Below are 13,440 nucleotides of genomic sequence, written 5' to 3'. Positions count from 1 at the left end.
TGCTGGTCAGTGGCCCGGCGGCGGACTGTGCCCGCCGCCGGGCCGCCGTGTAGTGTCCCCGGTGAGAGGTGTGGTCGGGAGGTGTCGTGACGCAGTACGCCGCAGGTGGGCAGGTCCCGCCGCGTCCCGCCGCTCCGCCGGCGCCGCCGGGGGGCGGTACGGGGGTGACTTCGTCGGGGGCGCCGGTTCCGCCGCCTTCTCCGCCGCCTTCTCTGCCGCCGCCGACGGTCCGGCCCGCGGCTGCTCCTGCCGCCGCTCCGGGGCCGGTGCCCGCCGCGGCACCGCCACCCGCGCAGGCACCCGCGCCCGCTGCGCCGCCCGCACCTGCTCCCGCACCCGCTCCGGCTGCTGTGCCCGCGCCCGCTCCGGCCGCGGCGCCCGCGCCCGCTGCGCCGCCCGCACCTGCTCCCGCACCCGCTCCGGCTGCTGTGCCCGCGCCCGCTCCGGCCGCGGCGCCCGCGCCCGCGCCTAGCGCGCCCGTTCCGGCCGGGGGCACCGGGCACTTCGTGCTGCCCGCCGGCACGCCCGTCCAGCTCCCCGCCCACCCGCCGCAGCGGCACGCGCCCGCCGGGCCGATCGCCGTGCTGCTGATCGGCCCCGCCGGGGCGGGCAAGACCACCGTCGCCCGGTACTGGGCCGAGCGCCGGGCTACCCCGACCGCGCACATCAGCCTGGACGACGTCCGCGAGTGGGTGCAGTCCGGCTTCGCCAACCCGCAGTCCGGCTGGAACAACGCCTCCGAGGCCCAGTACCGGCTGGCCCGCCGCACCTGCGGCTTCGCTTGCCGCAACTACCTGGCCAACGGCATCTCCTGCATCATCGACGACGCCGTCTTCCCGGACCGCCCGGCCATCGGCCTCGGCGGCTGGAAGCGGCACATCGGCCCGGGCATGATCCCGGTCGTCCTGCTGCCCAGCCTGGACTCGGTGCTGCGCCGCAACGCCCGTCGCAGCGGCACCCGGCGGCTCGGCGACGAAGAGGTGGCGCGGATCCACGGGCGGATGGCCGGCTGGTACAACTCCGGGCTGCCGATCATCGACAACTCCTACCTGGACGTCGCCGGTACGGCCGCCGAGCTGGACCGGGTCATCCTGGCCCGGCTGATGGGCATGCCGGTCCGCTGACCTGCGCGGTCGTGGAGCTGTCGGTGGCGGCTGCGATGATGGACCGTGTCCTGCCGTACCACTTCTGGAGGAGCTGACGCCCGTGCCGGAAGGCCACATCATCCACCGCCTCGCCGCCGAGAACCGCAAGGCCTTCGGTGACCGCCCGGTCGCGGTCTCCAGCCCGCAGGGCCGGTTCGCCGACGAGGCCAAGGTGATCGACGGGCAGCTGCTCACGGGCGCGGAGGCCACCGGCAAGCACCTCTTCCTCGGCTTCGAGGAAGGCGCCTGGGTGCACATCCACCTCGGCCTCTACGGCGGTCTCACCTTCGGCACCGGTCCCGCGCCCGACCCGGTCGGGTTGGTCCGGCTGCGGCTGGCCAACGACGACGGCTACGCCGACCTGCGCGGCCCCAACACCTGCAAGCTGATCACCGATGCCGAGAAGGCCGCCGTCGCCGCCCGGCTCGGCCCGGACCCGCTGCGCGCCGACGCCGACCCGGAGGCCGCCTGGCGCCGGATATCGGGCAGCCGTACGACTGTCGCCGCGCTGTTGATGGACCAGAAGGTGCTGGCCGGGGTGGGCAACGTCTACCGCGCCGAGGTGCTGTTCCGGCACCACATCAACCCGCACCGGGCCGGCCGCGACCTCACCCGCGGCGAGTGGGACGCGATCTGGGCCGACCTGGTCGTCCTGATGCGCGAGGGCGTCGCCGCCGGCCGGATCGACACCGTCCGCCCCGAGCACACCCCGGAGGCCATGGGCCGTCCGCCCCGGGTGGACGACCACGGCGGCGAGGTGTACGTCTACCGCCGCGCCGCGATGCCCTGCCTGGTCTGCGGTACGGACGTCCGGACCGAGGAGCACGCCGCCCGCAACCTGTTCTGGTGCCCGACCTGCCAGGCGGCCTGAACGGCTGATCCGCCCACCGGCCGCAGGCCCGGCCCGTAGGCTGGGCCCAGACCGGCCGGAGGGAGCACGTGGATGGATCGGCGCGAGGTGACGAACACCGTGTCAGGCGCCACGGTGGGCGGCCACGTGGTGCAGGCCGACAGCATCGGGTCGGTGCACTTCCACCAGCCGGATCCGGTGCCGAGGCCACGTCAGGTCCGGTCGCCGCACGGCCCCTTCGTCAACCGCGAGCCGGAACTCGCCGCGCTGACCGGGGCGCTCGATCGGCTCGACGAGGGTGAGCCGGCCATCGTCGTGATCACCGGACTCGGCGGGGTCGGGAAGACCGAGTTGATCGCCAGGTTCACCAAGGAGCACCGGTCGCACTTCCCGGACGGCGACCTCTACGCCGATCTCCAGGCCTACCGGCACCAGGGCGGGGTGGACCTCGCCGAACTCCTGGCCGGATTCCTGCGTGCCCTCGGCGCGGAGCCCCCGGCGGTGGAGGCGGAGCGGTTCACCGAGTTCCGTACCGTCACCGCCGAGCGCCGCTGCCTGTTCTTCCTGGACAACGTCGAACACGCAGCCGAGGTCCGGGCGTTGCTCCCGTCCAGCGGGCTGGTGGTGGTGGCGAGTCGGCGGCGGCTGCCCGCGCTGCGGACGGACGGCGCCGAGGTGCGGCAGCTCGGGCCGTTGAGCGCGGCGGCCGGCGCCGATCTGGTGCGGGCTTGGCTGGGTGCAGAGCGGGGTACCGACCAGGAGTTGGCGGAGTTGGTCGAGCTGTGCGGCGGGCTACCGCTCGCGCTGAATGCGGTCGGGAGCCAGCTGTTGGACCGCGATCGGCTGGCAGTTGGCCGGGTGGTGGCCGAACTGCACGACCGGGAGGGCCGGTTGGTCATGCTGAACGATGAAGAGGGAAACCTTCGCCCGACCTACGACCTGGTCTACGAGCGACTCTCGTCGGAGGGCCGGGCTCTCTACCACCTGATCGGTGTGCACCCGGGACCTTTCGTCTCGGTCGAACTGGCCTGCGCGGTGGGAGTCGAGCAGGCACGGGAAGCGCTGAACGAGCTCCGCGCCGTGCACCTGCTCGATGAGGTGGTGGACGACGACGAAGAGGAACGCTTCCGGGCTCATGACGTGGTGCGGCTGCACGCCTACGACCGGACCCGTGAGCTCCCGAACCGGACCGAGATCCTGGCTCGCGTGGTGGCGTACTTCCGGGGGCGCGCGTCGCTGGCGGACCGTGCGATGGGGGCGCGGTTGCGGCTGCAGGACCCGGGCGGCGAGGGTCTGCCGGGCTTCGGCTCCTATGCGGAGGCACTGGAATGGATGCAGGCGGAGCGTGCCAATCTGCGCGCGGTGGTGGAGACGGCCGCCGAGCAGCGATGGCACGGCGAAGTGTGGCGGATCTGCGAGTCGCTCTGGCCGCTCTACCACAACCGCAAGCACTACCAGGACCTGATCGCCACCCACCGGCTCGGTGTTGAGTCGGCTCAGTGGGACAACCAGCCCAACGCTGTGGTCCGACTCCGCAACCAGCTTGCCCGCGCTCACTACGAGCGTAAGGAGTACCTGCTCGCCGCCGAGCAGTTGGCGCGCGCCACCGAGTTGGTTCCGTTGGTGACCGACCGCCTCGTCGTGGGTGTTCTCTACGAGATGGACGGCCTGCTGTGCCTCGCTGACGGACGGCCGGGGCGGGCAGTGGAGCGGTTCACACTGGCACTGGAGGAGAACCGGGGCGACGATCACGGCGAGATCGTGCAGCGGTACCACCTCGCGCAGGCGCTGATCGCCGACGGTCGCCCCGAGCAGGCGCTGACCGTCCTTGCCGAGGCCGCCACGCGGGCGGAGGGCACCGAGGACCTCGACATGCTGATGAAGCTGCCGCTGGTTCGAGCGCGGGCACACCACGCTCTCGGACAGCTCGACGTCGCCGTGACCCAGGCCGAGGCCTGTGTTCGGAAGGCCAGGGAGTTGAGCCAGTACCCCAAGGAGGCCCAGGCCCACACCCTGCTGGTCGCCCTGGCCGAGGAGCTGGACGACCCGGAGCTGGCGGAGCGCAGCCGCGCCCGGCTGCGGGAGCTGCGGCCCTAAGGGCCGGTCCGGAAGGACACCTGGGTGCGGTGCTCGCCGGTGCGGACGGTGAGGCCGTGTTCGGGCAGGCCGGCCGGGTCGCCGCCGTCGGCGAGCCAGGAGGCCACGGCGGAGCCGAGCAGCAGCGGGTCGAGAACGGGCTCGGCACGGCCGAAGTCCCGTTCGGCGAGGGCCTCCAGCAGCCGGCCGGTGTGCAGTCTGAGCAGGTGGCGGGCCGGGCCGAGGGCGGCCACCGCGACGGCGAGGCCGGGGAGTTCGGCGGCGGTGTCGGCGAGCCAGTGGGTGGCGGGGTGTTCGGCGTGCGGCTCGGTGCGGGCGAGGACCTCGGCGGTGTAGCGCAGGGCGTCGCCCGGGTGGTCGTCGGTGAGTGCGTGGAAGCCGCGCGGGGTGGGGTCGTTCGGGTCGAAGGGGTAGCGCCGCAGGCTGACCTCCGTCCCCTCGCTCTTGCCCTCGACGTCGTACGCGGTGGGCCGGTCGGTGCCGCCGGGGCGCGGGACGGGCTTGGGGTAGGGCGGCAGGACGGGTTCGCCCTCGGGTTCGTCCAGGCGCTCCAGGAAGGAGTAGAGCAGCGGGCGCAGCAGCCGGGCGGATTCGCCGCGGTGGGCGAGCGAGCGGTCGGTGATGTCAGTGAGGTCGGCCGGGTCCCGGGCCAGGGCCTGTTCGAGCTGGGCGGCGAGGTCGCCGTCCGGGTCGAGGACGGGCGCGGCCTGGCCGAAGGCGTAGCTGGGGGAGTGCGGGTCGAGTTCGGCGGCGCCGGTGGCGACCAGCAGGGTGCGGCGGCCCAGGGCGGCGCCGTAGACGGAGACCGAGCCGTGGTCGCCGATCAGGCAGTCGGCGGCGACCAGCGCGGCCTGCCAGCCCTGGTGCGGCGGGATCAGCCGCAGGCCCATCCGGCGGGCGTCGTCGAGCAGCGTCTCGGGGTCGTGCCGGCTCCAGATGTTGGGGTGCAGCACGACGGCCACCGTGTACTCGTCGGCGGGCAGCCGGCGGACCAGGCGGCGGGGCAGGTCGGGGCGGCGGCCGAGTAACGAGTGCCCGCTCCAGGTGGAGTTGACGACGACGAGCCGGCGGCCGTCGACGGCTCCGAGTGCGGCGCGGTAGGCGTCCCGGGAGCGTTCGCTGCCGAGGATCCGGTCGAAGCACGGGTCGCCGACCACCCGGGCGACGTCCAGGGCCTCGGGGCAGGAGACCCGCAGCCGGTCCAGCTGCTCGGGGTGGGAGAGGCCGAGGACGTCCACGAACACCCGCCCCCGGTGGGTGAGTTCGTTGCGGGACAGGCCCGCGGCGCTGACCGTGTCGCCGGTGGACTCGGTCACCAGACGGTTGTAGCCGGCGCCGTGCGGGAGGACGACCAGGTGGGCGTCCAGCCGGTGCATGGAGGCGTGGACGGCGCAGGCGACGGCCAGGTCGAAGCGGCGGCGGACGGCGTCCTCCCACTCCAGCACGGTGTAGCCGGGCAGGCCGCGCAGGTAGTCGGTGAGGCCGCGGTCGGCGAAGGCGGAGCCGGGGTTGACGGTGAAGTACCGCTCGATGCCGTCCTGGTTCAGCAGGGTGAGGACGTCCAGGACCCGGGTCGCCGAGGTGAGGGTGCGGGCGACCGCCAGCACGCGGGCCTTGACCGGGCGGGTGTTCCAGCGGTCGGCGGGCCAGACGTGGGGGTGGGACGGCACCTCATGATCGTACTCATCCGGGCCGCTCCCGGGGTGCCCCTTGCGAGAGACGGTCGGGCCCGAGTGTCGGTCAGCCCGCCGCTGCGGTGGGTTCGTGGTGTTCTCCGGCGGCGCACTCGTCGAGGAGGGGGCGCATGCTGTCGTCCACGAGCCGGTAGCGCACCACGCGTCCGTCCTTGTCCCCGGTGACCGCGCCCGCGGTGCGGAGCAGTCGCAGGGCCTGGGAGACGGCGGGGTCGCGCATGCCGGTGGCGACCGCGAGGTCGCTGACGGCGAGCGGCCCGGCCCGGTGCAGGGCGAGCAGCAGGGCGAGCCGTCCGGGGTCGGCGAGCAGGGAGAACCGCTCGGCCCAGGTCCGGACGTGGGCGGTGTCCCCGATGGCGGCGATGGCCTCGCAGACCCGGTGTCCGTCGATGGTGCGGTGGCCCGCGCGGTCGGCCGGTACGAGATGCATGCGGACATTCTGGCAGCTCACGACCTGTGATCCTGGACACCTGCACAGGTGCGCAACCTTGCGAGGGTGGTGGACTGCCCCTACGGTGTTCCCCGCCGTGGTGCTCGGGAAGACCGGTGACGGACCCTCAGGGGTCCCAGTCCGGAGCGGCCCTCGCCACTGTGATCGGGGGAGAGTTGTCCGAACCCACATGCCACTGGGCGCCTCGTGCGCCTGGGAAGGCGGGTCCGGAAGCCCCGTAAGCCAGGAGACCGGCCACGGCATCTCACGAAGTCTTTCCACGAGGTGCTGGAGCGTGATCCGAAGATGACCCTGCCCGAAACCGCCACTCCCACGGAGGCGGCCCCCTCCGTCCTGCCCACCTTCAGATGGAAGCGCGAGGACACCATCCGCACGGCCGGGTTGATGGGGGTGATCCTGGCCATGCACGTGGTGGCCTTCGGGACGCTCGTCTTCCTGGTCGCGCCGCACAACTACGCCGTCGGGACCCAGGTCTTCGGGGTGGGCCTGGGTATCACCGCCTACACCCTCGGCATGCGGCACGCCTTCGACGCCGACCACATCGCGGTGATCGACAACACCACCCGCAAGCTGATGGCGGACGGCAAGCGGCCGGTCTCGGTCGGGTTCTGGTTCGCCCTCGGGCACTCCTCGATGGTGGTCCTCATGGCCGCCCTGGTGGCGGGCGGCGCCCAGCTGGCGAACACGCTGATGGACGACGACTCGGCCACCCACAAGTGGCTCGGGCTGGTCGGCACCACGGCCTCCGGCGCCTTCCTCTACCTGATCGGCGCGCTCAACCTGGCGGCGCTGGTCGGCATCCTCAAGGTGTTCCGCTCGATGCGGGCCGGGAAGTACGACGAGGCGCAGCTGGAGGAGCACCTCAACTCGCGCGGCTTCATGGCCCGGGTGCTGAACCGGGCGACCCGCTCGATCACCCGGCCCGGGCAGATGTTCCCGGTGGGCATGGTGCTGGGCCTGGGCTTCGACACCGCGACCGAGGTCACCCTGATGGTGATGGCCGGCTCGGGTGCGGCGGCAGGGCTGCCCTGGTACGCGATCGTCTGCCTTCCGCTGCTGTTCGCGGCGGGGATGAGCCTGTTCGACACCCTGGACGGGACCTTCATGAACTTCGCGTACCAGTGGGCGTTCTCCAACCCGGTGCGCAAGGTGTACTACAACCTGACCATCACCGGGCTGTCGATCGCGGTGGCCTTCATCATCGGCACCATCGAGCTGGTCGGGGTGCTGCACGAGAAGCTCGACCTGACCGACCCGGTCACCGGGTTCATCGCGGACATCTCGCTGGACAACGTCGGATACGCGATCGCCGGGCTGTTCGTGGTGGTGTGGGCGATCGCGATCGCCTACTGGAAGCTGGCCGGGGTCGAGAAGCGCTGGACGCCCGCGGAGTAGCCCGTCGGTCCCGCCGCCGCGCTGAGGTCCTTTCCGAACGCCGAAACGGCGCCTCCCCCGGGCGGGGAGGCGCCGTTTCGCTCGTGGTCAGTGCCGGTCGCCGTACCGGCGGCGGAACTGCTCGACCCGGCCGGCGGTGTCGAGCACCCGGGACTGGCCGGTGTAGAAGGGGTGGCTCGCGGAGGAGATCTCGACGTCGATCACCGGATAGGTGTTGCCGTCCTCCCACTCGACGGTGCGGTCGCTGGTGACCGTCGAGCGGGTCAGGAAGGCGAGGCCGCCGACCTTGTCGCGGAAGACGACCGGGCGGTAGCGGGGATGGATTCCGGACTTCATGGCTGGGCTCCTCCGGGGTGGTTGCGGGGTGTTCGTTCAGCGCTCTTCGCGGAAGTCGACGTGCCGGCCCATGACCGGGTCGTACTTGCGCAGGACCATCCGGTCCGGGTCGTTCCGGCGGTTCTTGCGGGTCACGTACGTGTAGCCGGTGCCGGCGGTGGAGCGGAGCTTGATCACGGGGCGTAGTTCGCTGCGGGCCATGGGGTGTCCTCCTGGGCCTCGGGTGCCGGGTTCGAGGGGCTGGGTCGAAACCGTACACCGAAATGGAAGTCGTTTTCATCTGACCTCAACATGAACTCCGTCCCGCCCATTCCCGGAGGCGCGCGAGGGAAGGTCCGATGGCCGAGAACGGGCAGTGGCGTGCGACCGTCGCCCTCCCCTGGGGGTGCTCGGCGGGCGGTTCGGGCCGGGGGTTCGTAGGCTCGACGCATGGCCGATGCGTACACGGGGCGGCGGGAGCGGGTGCGGGAGCACTGCAGTGTGGCCGGGGCCGATGCGGCGCTGGTCACCCGGGCGGCGAACGTGCGGTACCTGACGGGCTGCGCGCCGTGCGGGGCGACCTTGCTGCTGACCAGGGAGCGGGCGTTGCTGGCGGTGCCGGACGACCTGCCGCCGGACGACTCGGGGGAGCACCTGATCACCGCCGACGTCACCCAGATGCCGGTACCGGCCGGGGCGGACACCGCGCTGGCCGCCACGGCCGCGGCCGCGCGGCTGGGGGTGCGGGACCTGGCGGTGGAGGAGCACGACCTGACCGTCACCCGCCACCGGGCGGTGGGGAACCTGGCGGAGGGCGCCCGGCTGGCGGACCTCGGCCAGGTGGTGGAGCGGCTGCGGGTGGTGAAGGACGAGCGCGAGATCGCCGACCTGCGGATCGCCGCCGAGATCGCCGACCAGGCGCTCGGCGAGCTGCTGGAGTCGATCCTGGTCGGCCGCACCGAACGGCACCTGGCGATGGAGCTGGAGCGCCGGATGATCGACCACGGCGCCGACCGGGCCGCCTTCCCGGTCTCGGTCGGCACCGGCAGCCACTCCGGCCAGCCCGCCCACCAGCCGACCGACCGCCGGGTGGAGGAGGGCGACTTCCTGACCGTGGTGATGGGCGCCCAGTACCGTGGCTACCGCGTCTCGACCGCCCGGACCTTCGTGATCGGCGCCGCCCCCGCGCCCTGGCAGGTCGAGCTGCACCGGCTGGTCTTCCGTGCCCAGCGGGCCGGCCGGGAGGCGCTCGGACCGGGCGTGGAGCAGTGCGTACCCGACCGGGCCGCGCGGCAGGTCCTGGAGGCGGCGGGCCACAGCGAGGCCTCGCCGCACCCGGTGGGCCACGGCATCGGGCTGGAGATCCGGGAGGCGCCGCGCCTCGGTCCGTCGGACATGGGTAAACTGGACAGCCGCGTACCGGTCACCGTCGGCCCAGGGGTTCACCTCCCGGGCAAGGGCGGGGTCCGGATCGAGGACACGCTCGTCGTGCGCCCCCTCGAAGAGGGCGGGCCCGAGCTGCTCACCATCACCACCAAGGAGCTCCTCGCCCTGTGACGGCGGCCCCCGAGGCCGTCCGCGGCAGGACGCGAACCCTTGGTTCCTTGACAGCTATATCCAGGAGTAAGTGCGCCCGTGGCTTCCACGAACGATCTCAAGAACGGCATGGTCCTCAAGCTGGAGGGCGGCAAGCTCTGGTCCGTCGTCGAGTTCCAGCACGTCAAGCCCGGCAAGGGCCCGGCCTTCGTTCGGACCAAGCTCAAGGAGGTCCTGACGGGCAAGGTCGTCGACAAGACCTTCAACGCCGGCACCAAGGTCGAGACCGCCAACGTCGACAAGCGCGGCATGCAGTTCTCGTACAAGGACGGCGAGAACTTCGTGTTCATGGACATGGACACCTACGACCAGATCGCGATCGAGCCGGCCGTCGTCGGCGACGCCGCCAACTACCTGCTGGAGGGCTTCGAGGCCCTGGTCGCCACCAACGAGGGCGCGGTGCTGTACATCGAGCTCCCGACCTCCGTCGAGCTGGTCATCGCCCAGACCGAGCCGGGCGTCCAGGGCGACCGCTCCACCGGTGGCACCAAGCCGGCCACCCTGGAGACCGGTGCCGAGATCCAGGTCCCGCTCTTCATCACCACCGGTGAGAAGGTCAAGGTCGACACCCGCGACGGCAGCTACCTCGGCCGGGTGAAGTAAGTCCGTGTCGGCCGCACGTAGCAAGGCCCGTACCCGGGCCTTCCAGATCCTCTTCGAGGCCGACCACCGCGGGGTCGACCCGCAGCAGGTCCTCGCCGACTGGGTGGCCCGCGCCCGCGACCCGAAGCCCGACGAGGGCACCCCGCAGGTCGGTGAATACACCATGGAGCTGATCGAGGGGTACGTCCAGCACGCCCGTCGCATCGACGACCTGATCGAGCAGTACGCGGTGGGCTGGACCCTCGACCGGATGCCGATCGTGGACCGCAACGTCCTGCGGCTCGGCGCGTACGAGCTGATCTGGGAGGACGGCGTCCCGGACGCGGTCGTCCTGGACGAGGCGGTCGAGATCGCCAAGGAGTTCTCCACGGACGACTCCCCGGCCTTCGTGAACGGCATGCTCGCCCGCTTCCTGGAGCTGAAGCCGAGCATCCGCCGGTAACGGTCATGCCCTGCGAACGGCCGTCGGATCCGCGAACCCGGATCCGACGGCCGTTCCGTGTTTCACCCGGCAGGCGTAATGTGGAGCCCTACTCGCCAGTAACTTGAAGGGCAGGCCACCCCCCATGACCACTGCGACCCGCAGCGAGTTCGACCAGGGCATCGCCCTGACCAGACACCCCGACGAGGCCGGCCGTTACGACGCCGAGCTCGGTGCCGGCTGGCAGATCGGCGGTGGGGTCAACGGGGGGCTGCTGCTCGCCGTGGCCGGACACGCGCTGTCGCTGGAGCACGGCGAGCACCCCGACCCGGTGTCGATCAGCGGTTACTACCTGTCCGCCTCCACCCCCGGCCCGGCCACCGTCCGCACCGAGGTGCTGCGCACCGGTCGCGGCCTGTCCACCGGCACCGCCTCGCTCAGTCAGGACGGCGTCGAGCGGCTGCGGGTGGTGGCCAGTCACGGCGACCTCGCCGCCGCCGACGGTGAGGTGCGCACCAGCGCCGTCCCGCCGCAGCTGCCGCCGCCGGACCAGTGCATCGGCGTCGAGCACGCGCCGCCTCAGCTGATCGAGCAGGCCGCCCTGCTGGAGCGCTTCGACCTGCGGCTCGACCCGGCCACCGTCGGCTGGGCGCTCGGGCAGCCCTCCGGCAACGGGCGGATCCAGGGCTGGTTCCGGCTCCGCGACGGCCGCGAGCCCGACCCGCTGCTGCTCCTGCTGGTCGCCGACGCGCTGCCGCCGGTCACCTTCGACCTCGGCCTGCCCGGCTGGGCCCCGACCGTCGAACTGACCGTCCACCTGCGGGCCAAGCCGGCCCCGGGCTGGCTGCGGGTCACCCACGCCACCCGCAACCTGGCCGGCGGCTACTTCGAGGAGGACGCCGAGATCTGGGACGAGGCCGGCCGCCTGGTCGCCCAGTCCCGACAGCTGGCCCGGGTGCCGCGTTCGGCGTGAGGTGACGCGGAGACGGCGACCGGTATTACCGGTGGTTACATTCCTGTGACACGCCGTACGTGTGTGGCGCGCGGAACTGGGGAGTAACACGGTCAGCGGCGAGCCCCCGCCGCTGACCGTCGCACCGCCGACGGTCGCCCGCCGACGCCAGGAGCCTCGATGACCAGCCGCAAGGGCCGTGCCCGCCGTAACTCCGACTGCACCGCCGGCGGCCTGCGGCCCGCGCTGCGGGCACCGCACCGGCCGCGGCCGGCCGAGGGGGCCGAGCAGGCGTTCGTCATCGGGGTGCTCACCAACGCCGCGGACTTCCAGCGGGCCCGTGCCTGGGGCGTGTGCGACGCCCCCGACTTCGAGCGCTACCTGGCCGACACCGCCGAGCTGCTGGCCGACGCGCTGGAGCGGTTCGAGACCGTCCGGGCCCGGATGTTCCACCCGCAGGACTTCGAGGAGTTCTGCCTGCTGCACCGGCTGGACCCGGCCGAGCCCGCCGCGCGCGACCGCTACCTCGTCAACCCGCCGCTGCAGACCCAGCTGCTGGCCTACCGGGGCGAGGAGCTGGCCGGGGACTTCGTGTCGCGCCTGGTCCGGGCCCGGGAGAACGGGCTGACGCTCTGCCACGTCGACCTGCTGCTCGACGGCGGCCTGTACGGGGGCGCGGGCGAGGCCGACGAGGAGCAAGCCCGCTGGGTGCGGGCCGCCTACCAGCGCGGGGGCGAGGTGTTCCGCCGGATGCTGGTCGGCGCGGGTGCCGGGGTGTACGAGCTGCGCCTGCGGGTGGACGCGCCGGACGGCAAGCTCACCGCCGCGGCCCGGGTGCTGCAGTGGGAGGACGGCGTGGTGCGGATCAACGACGAGGACCTGGAGCTGGTCTGCGCGGTGCTCTGCGCCGGGCTGGCGCTGGAGCTGCCGGCCGTCGCGGTGCTGCACGGCTCGCAGGGCTCGGCCGCCTCCTGCGGCGAGTACCTTCCCGCGGCCTGGGCCTGGTCCAGCGGCGGGCCGGACTGGGCGCCGGCCGCCCGGCCGGTGCGGCTGGACGGCGTCGCGGCGCAGCCGGGCTACAGCCTGGGCACGGTCTGCTGACCGGACGTCGCCGGGAGACACCGCGGCGCGGCCCCCGAACCCCGGGACCGCGCCGTGACGTTTCTGCTTGGTACTACTTGGTGTTGCTCACCGATGGGAGCCGGTGCGGCGAGCGTCAGCTCGCGTCCTCCTCGCGCACCGCGCGGCGCGCGTCGGGGTTGAGCACGCCCCAGGAGATCAGCTGCTCGGTGAGGATCGACGGCGACTGGTCGTAGATCACGGCCAGCGTGCGCAGATCGTCCTGGCGGATCGAGAGGACCTTGCCGTTGTAGTCGCCGCGCTGGCTCTGGATGGTCGCCGCGTAGCGCTGCAGCGGGCCGGCCTTCTCGGACGGGACCTGGGTCAGTCTCTCCAGGTCGAGGACCAGGCGCGGCGGCGGCTCGGCCGCGCCGCCCGGCGTGCCGCCGGGCAGGAGCTCCTGCACCGGAACGCCGTAGAACTCGGCGAGCTCGGCCAGCCGCTGCACGGTGACCGCACGGTCGCCGCGCTCGTACGAGCCGACGACGACTGCCTTCCAGCGCCCCTGGGACTTCTCCTCGACACCGTGCAGGGAGAGACCCTGCTGAGTGCGGATCGCTCGGAGCTTGCCTCCGAGCTGCTTCGCGTAGTCGCTGGACATTGATCTCCCCGGACGAGATTGCTTCGCGTTCAGTGGTGGGTCACGGGCGATTGCCGACGTCGTTACCGGTGGGTTCGACGCGCGTCTCGTAACTCACTGTGAGGTTACGTAGAGTAAGGTGTTGCGTCAAGCCGAATGGGGCAGTCGTGCGAATGGCCCGCATCGTCGGCGCATCCGGGGCGTTAATTCGATGAAGCGGAA

The 13,440-nt window shown here is 72.5% G+C and carries 14 protein-coding genes and 1 riboswitch; of the genes, 9 read left to right on the top strand and 5 right to left on the bottom strand.

Annotated features, from left to right (window positions below):
- The first annotated feature begins 212 nt into the window (after positions 1-212).
- From ACGF12_RS19910 to ACGF12_RS19900, 3 genes are all read left to right on the top strand, one after another.
- Positions 213-1,124: an AAA family ATPase gene (locus tag ACGF12_RS19910; protein ID WP_393031523.1), complete on the top strand. Its 912-nt coding sequence runs from the start codon at positions 213-215 to the stop codon at positions 1,122-1,124.
- An 82-nt stretch (positions 1,125-1,206) separates the two neighbouring features.
- On the top strand, positions 1,207-2,016 hold the full coding sequence (locus tag ACGF12_RS19905; RefSeq protein WP_393031414.1) for an Fpg/Nei family DNA glycosylase: 810 nt from the start codon (positions 1,207-1,209) through the stop codon (positions 2,014-2,016).
- 87 nt (positions 2,017-2,103) lie between these two features.
- Positions 2,104-4,092: an AAA family ATPase gene (locus ACGF12_RS19900; protein ID WP_393031411.1), complete on the top strand. Its 1,989-nt coding sequence runs from the start codon at positions 2,104-2,106 to the stop codon at positions 4,090-4,092.
- On the opposite strand, the gene ACGF12_RS19895 is transcribed toward ACGF12_RS19900, so the two are convergent.
- Positions 4,089-5,762, bottom strand: coding sequence for a hypothetical protein (locus ACGF12_RS19895; protein WP_393031408.1), 1,674 nt, complete (start codon positions 5,760-5,762; stop codon positions 4,089-4,091). The two genes, ACGF12_RS19900 and ACGF12_RS19895, sit on opposite strands and share 4 nt — an antisense overlap.
- Positions 5,763-5,832: 70 nt before the next feature.
- Positions 5,833-6,216: an ArsR/SmtB family transcription factor gene (locus tag ACGF12_RS19890; protein ID WP_393031405.1), complete on the bottom strand. Its 384-nt coding sequence runs from the start codon at positions 6,214-6,216 to the stop codon at positions 5,833-5,835.
- Positions 6,217-6,297: 81 nt separating this feature from the next.
- Positions 6,298-6,491, top strand: a riboswitch (cobalamin riboswitch).
- Positions 6,492-6,522: 31 nt separating this feature from the next.
- Here ACGF12_RS19890 and ACGF12_RS19885 point away from each other — a divergent pair.
- The gene (locus tag ACGF12_RS19885; protein WP_393031402.1) at positions 6,523-7,632 is read left to right on the top strand and encodes a HoxN/HupN/NixA family nickel/cobalt transporter; all 1,110 of its coding nucleotides are present in this window, start codon (positions 6,523-6,525) and stop codon (positions 7,630-7,632) included.
- Positions 7,633-7,719: 87 nt separating this feature from the next.
- On the opposite strand, the gene ACGF12_RS19880 is transcribed toward ACGF12_RS19885, so the two are convergent.
- The gene (locus ACGF12_RS19880) at positions 7,720-7,968 is read right to left on the bottom strand and encodes a type B 50S ribosomal protein L31 (RefSeq protein WP_393031399.1); all 249 of its coding nucleotides are present in this window, start codon (positions 7,966-7,968) and stop codon (positions 7,720-7,722) included.
- A gap of 36 nt (positions 7,969-8,004) precedes the next feature.
- Positions 8,005-8,169, bottom strand: a complete 165-nt coding sequence (gene rpmG, locus ACGF12_RS19875; RefSeq protein ID WP_393031396.1) for a 50S ribosomal protein L33 — start codon at positions 8,167-8,169, stop codon at positions 8,005-8,007.
- A gap of 228 nt (positions 8,170-8,397) precedes the next feature.
- On the opposite strand from rpmG, the gene ACGF12_RS19870 reads away from it, so the two are divergent.
- The 5 genes from ACGF12_RS19870 (at position 8,398) to ACGF12_RS19850 (ending at position 12,620) form a co-directional block, all read left to right on the top strand.
- Positions 8,398-9,504 (top strand): aminopeptidase P family protein, encoded by a 1,107-nt coding sequence (locus ACGF12_RS19870; protein ID WP_393031393.1) that lies wholly within the window; start codon positions 8,398-8,400, stop codon positions 9,502-9,504.
- Positions 9,505-9,582: 78 nt separating this feature from the next.
- The gene (gene efp, locus ACGF12_RS19865) at positions 9,583-10,146 is read left to right on the top strand and encodes an elongation factor P (protein WP_393031390.1); all 564 of its coding nucleotides are present in this window, start codon (positions 9,583-9,585) and stop codon (positions 10,144-10,146) included.
- Positions 10,147-10,150: 4 nt separating this feature from the next.
- On the top strand, positions 10,151-10,588 hold the full coding sequence (gene nusB, locus ACGF12_RS19860; RefSeq protein WP_393031387.1) for a transcription antitermination factor NusB: 438 nt from the start codon (positions 10,151-10,153) through the stop codon (positions 10,586-10,588).
- Positions 10,589-10,712: 124 nt separating this feature from the next.
- Positions 10,713-11,540: a thioesterase family protein gene (locus ACGF12_RS19855; RefSeq protein ID WP_387625754.1), complete on the top strand. Its 828-nt coding sequence runs from the start codon at positions 10,713-10,715 to the stop codon at positions 11,538-11,540.
- Positions 11,541-11,699: 159 nt separating this feature from the next.
- On the top strand, positions 11,700-12,620 hold the full coding sequence (locus ACGF12_RS19850; RefSeq protein WP_393031384.1) for a hypothetical protein: 921 nt from the start codon (positions 11,700-11,702) through the stop codon (positions 12,618-12,620).
- Between the two features lie 115 nt (positions 12,621-12,735).
- Here the strand turns inward: ACGF12_RS19850 and ACGF12_RS19845 are convergent, their stop codons facing one another.
- A complete protein-coding gene (locus tag ACGF12_RS19845; RefSeq protein WP_030056198.1) occupies positions 12,736-13,239 on the bottom strand; it encodes a transcriptional regulator in 504 nt (167 codons plus the stop codon).
- Between the last annotated feature and the right edge of the window lie 201 nt (positions 13,240-13,440).

The organism is Kitasatospora sp. NPDC048296, assembly GCF_043201815.1.
In the GTDB taxonomy this organism is placed as follows: Bacteria; Actinomycetota; Actinomycetes; order Streptomycetales; family Streptomycetaceae; genus Kitasatospora.
The sequence above is the reverse complement of the archived record's forward strand: the minus strand, read 5'-3'. Positions and strand labels throughout refer to the sequence as shown.

Bases quoted from the DNA above. Each gene is read 5' to 3' on its own strand.
- ACGF12_RS19855 (WP_387625754.1), top strand. From the start codon at position 10,713: ATGACCACTGCGACCCGCAGCGAGTTCGACCAGGGCATCGCCCTGACC.
- ACGF12_RS19885 (WP_393031402.1), top strand. From the start codon at position 6,523: ATGACCCTGCCCGAAACCGCCACTCCCACGGAGGCGGCCCCCTCCGTC.
- ACGF12_RS19890 (WP_393031405.1), bottom strand. From the start codon at position 6,216: ATGCATCTCGTACCGGCCGACCGCGCGGGCCACCGCACCATCGACGGA.
- ACGF12_RS19850 (WP_393031384.1), top strand. From the start codon at position 11,700: ATGACCAGCCGCAAGGGCCGTGCCCGCCGTAACTCCGACTGCACCGCC.
- ACGF12_RS19880 (WP_393031399.1), bottom strand. From the start codon at position 7,968: ATGAAGTCCGGAATCCATCCCCGCTACCGCCCGGTCGTCTTCCGCGAC.
- rpmG (WP_393031396.1), bottom strand. From the start codon at position 8,169: ATGGCCCGCAGCGAACTACGCCCCGTGATCAAGCTCCGCTCCACCGCC.
- ACGF12_RS19870 (WP_393031393.1), top strand. From the start codon at position 8,398: ATGGCCGATGCGTACACGGGGCGGCGGGAGCGGGTGCGGGAGCACTGC.
- ACGF12_RS19845 (WP_030056198.1), bottom strand. From the start codon at position 13,239: ATGTCCAGCGACTACGCGAAGCAGCTCGGAGGCAAGCTCCGAGCGATC.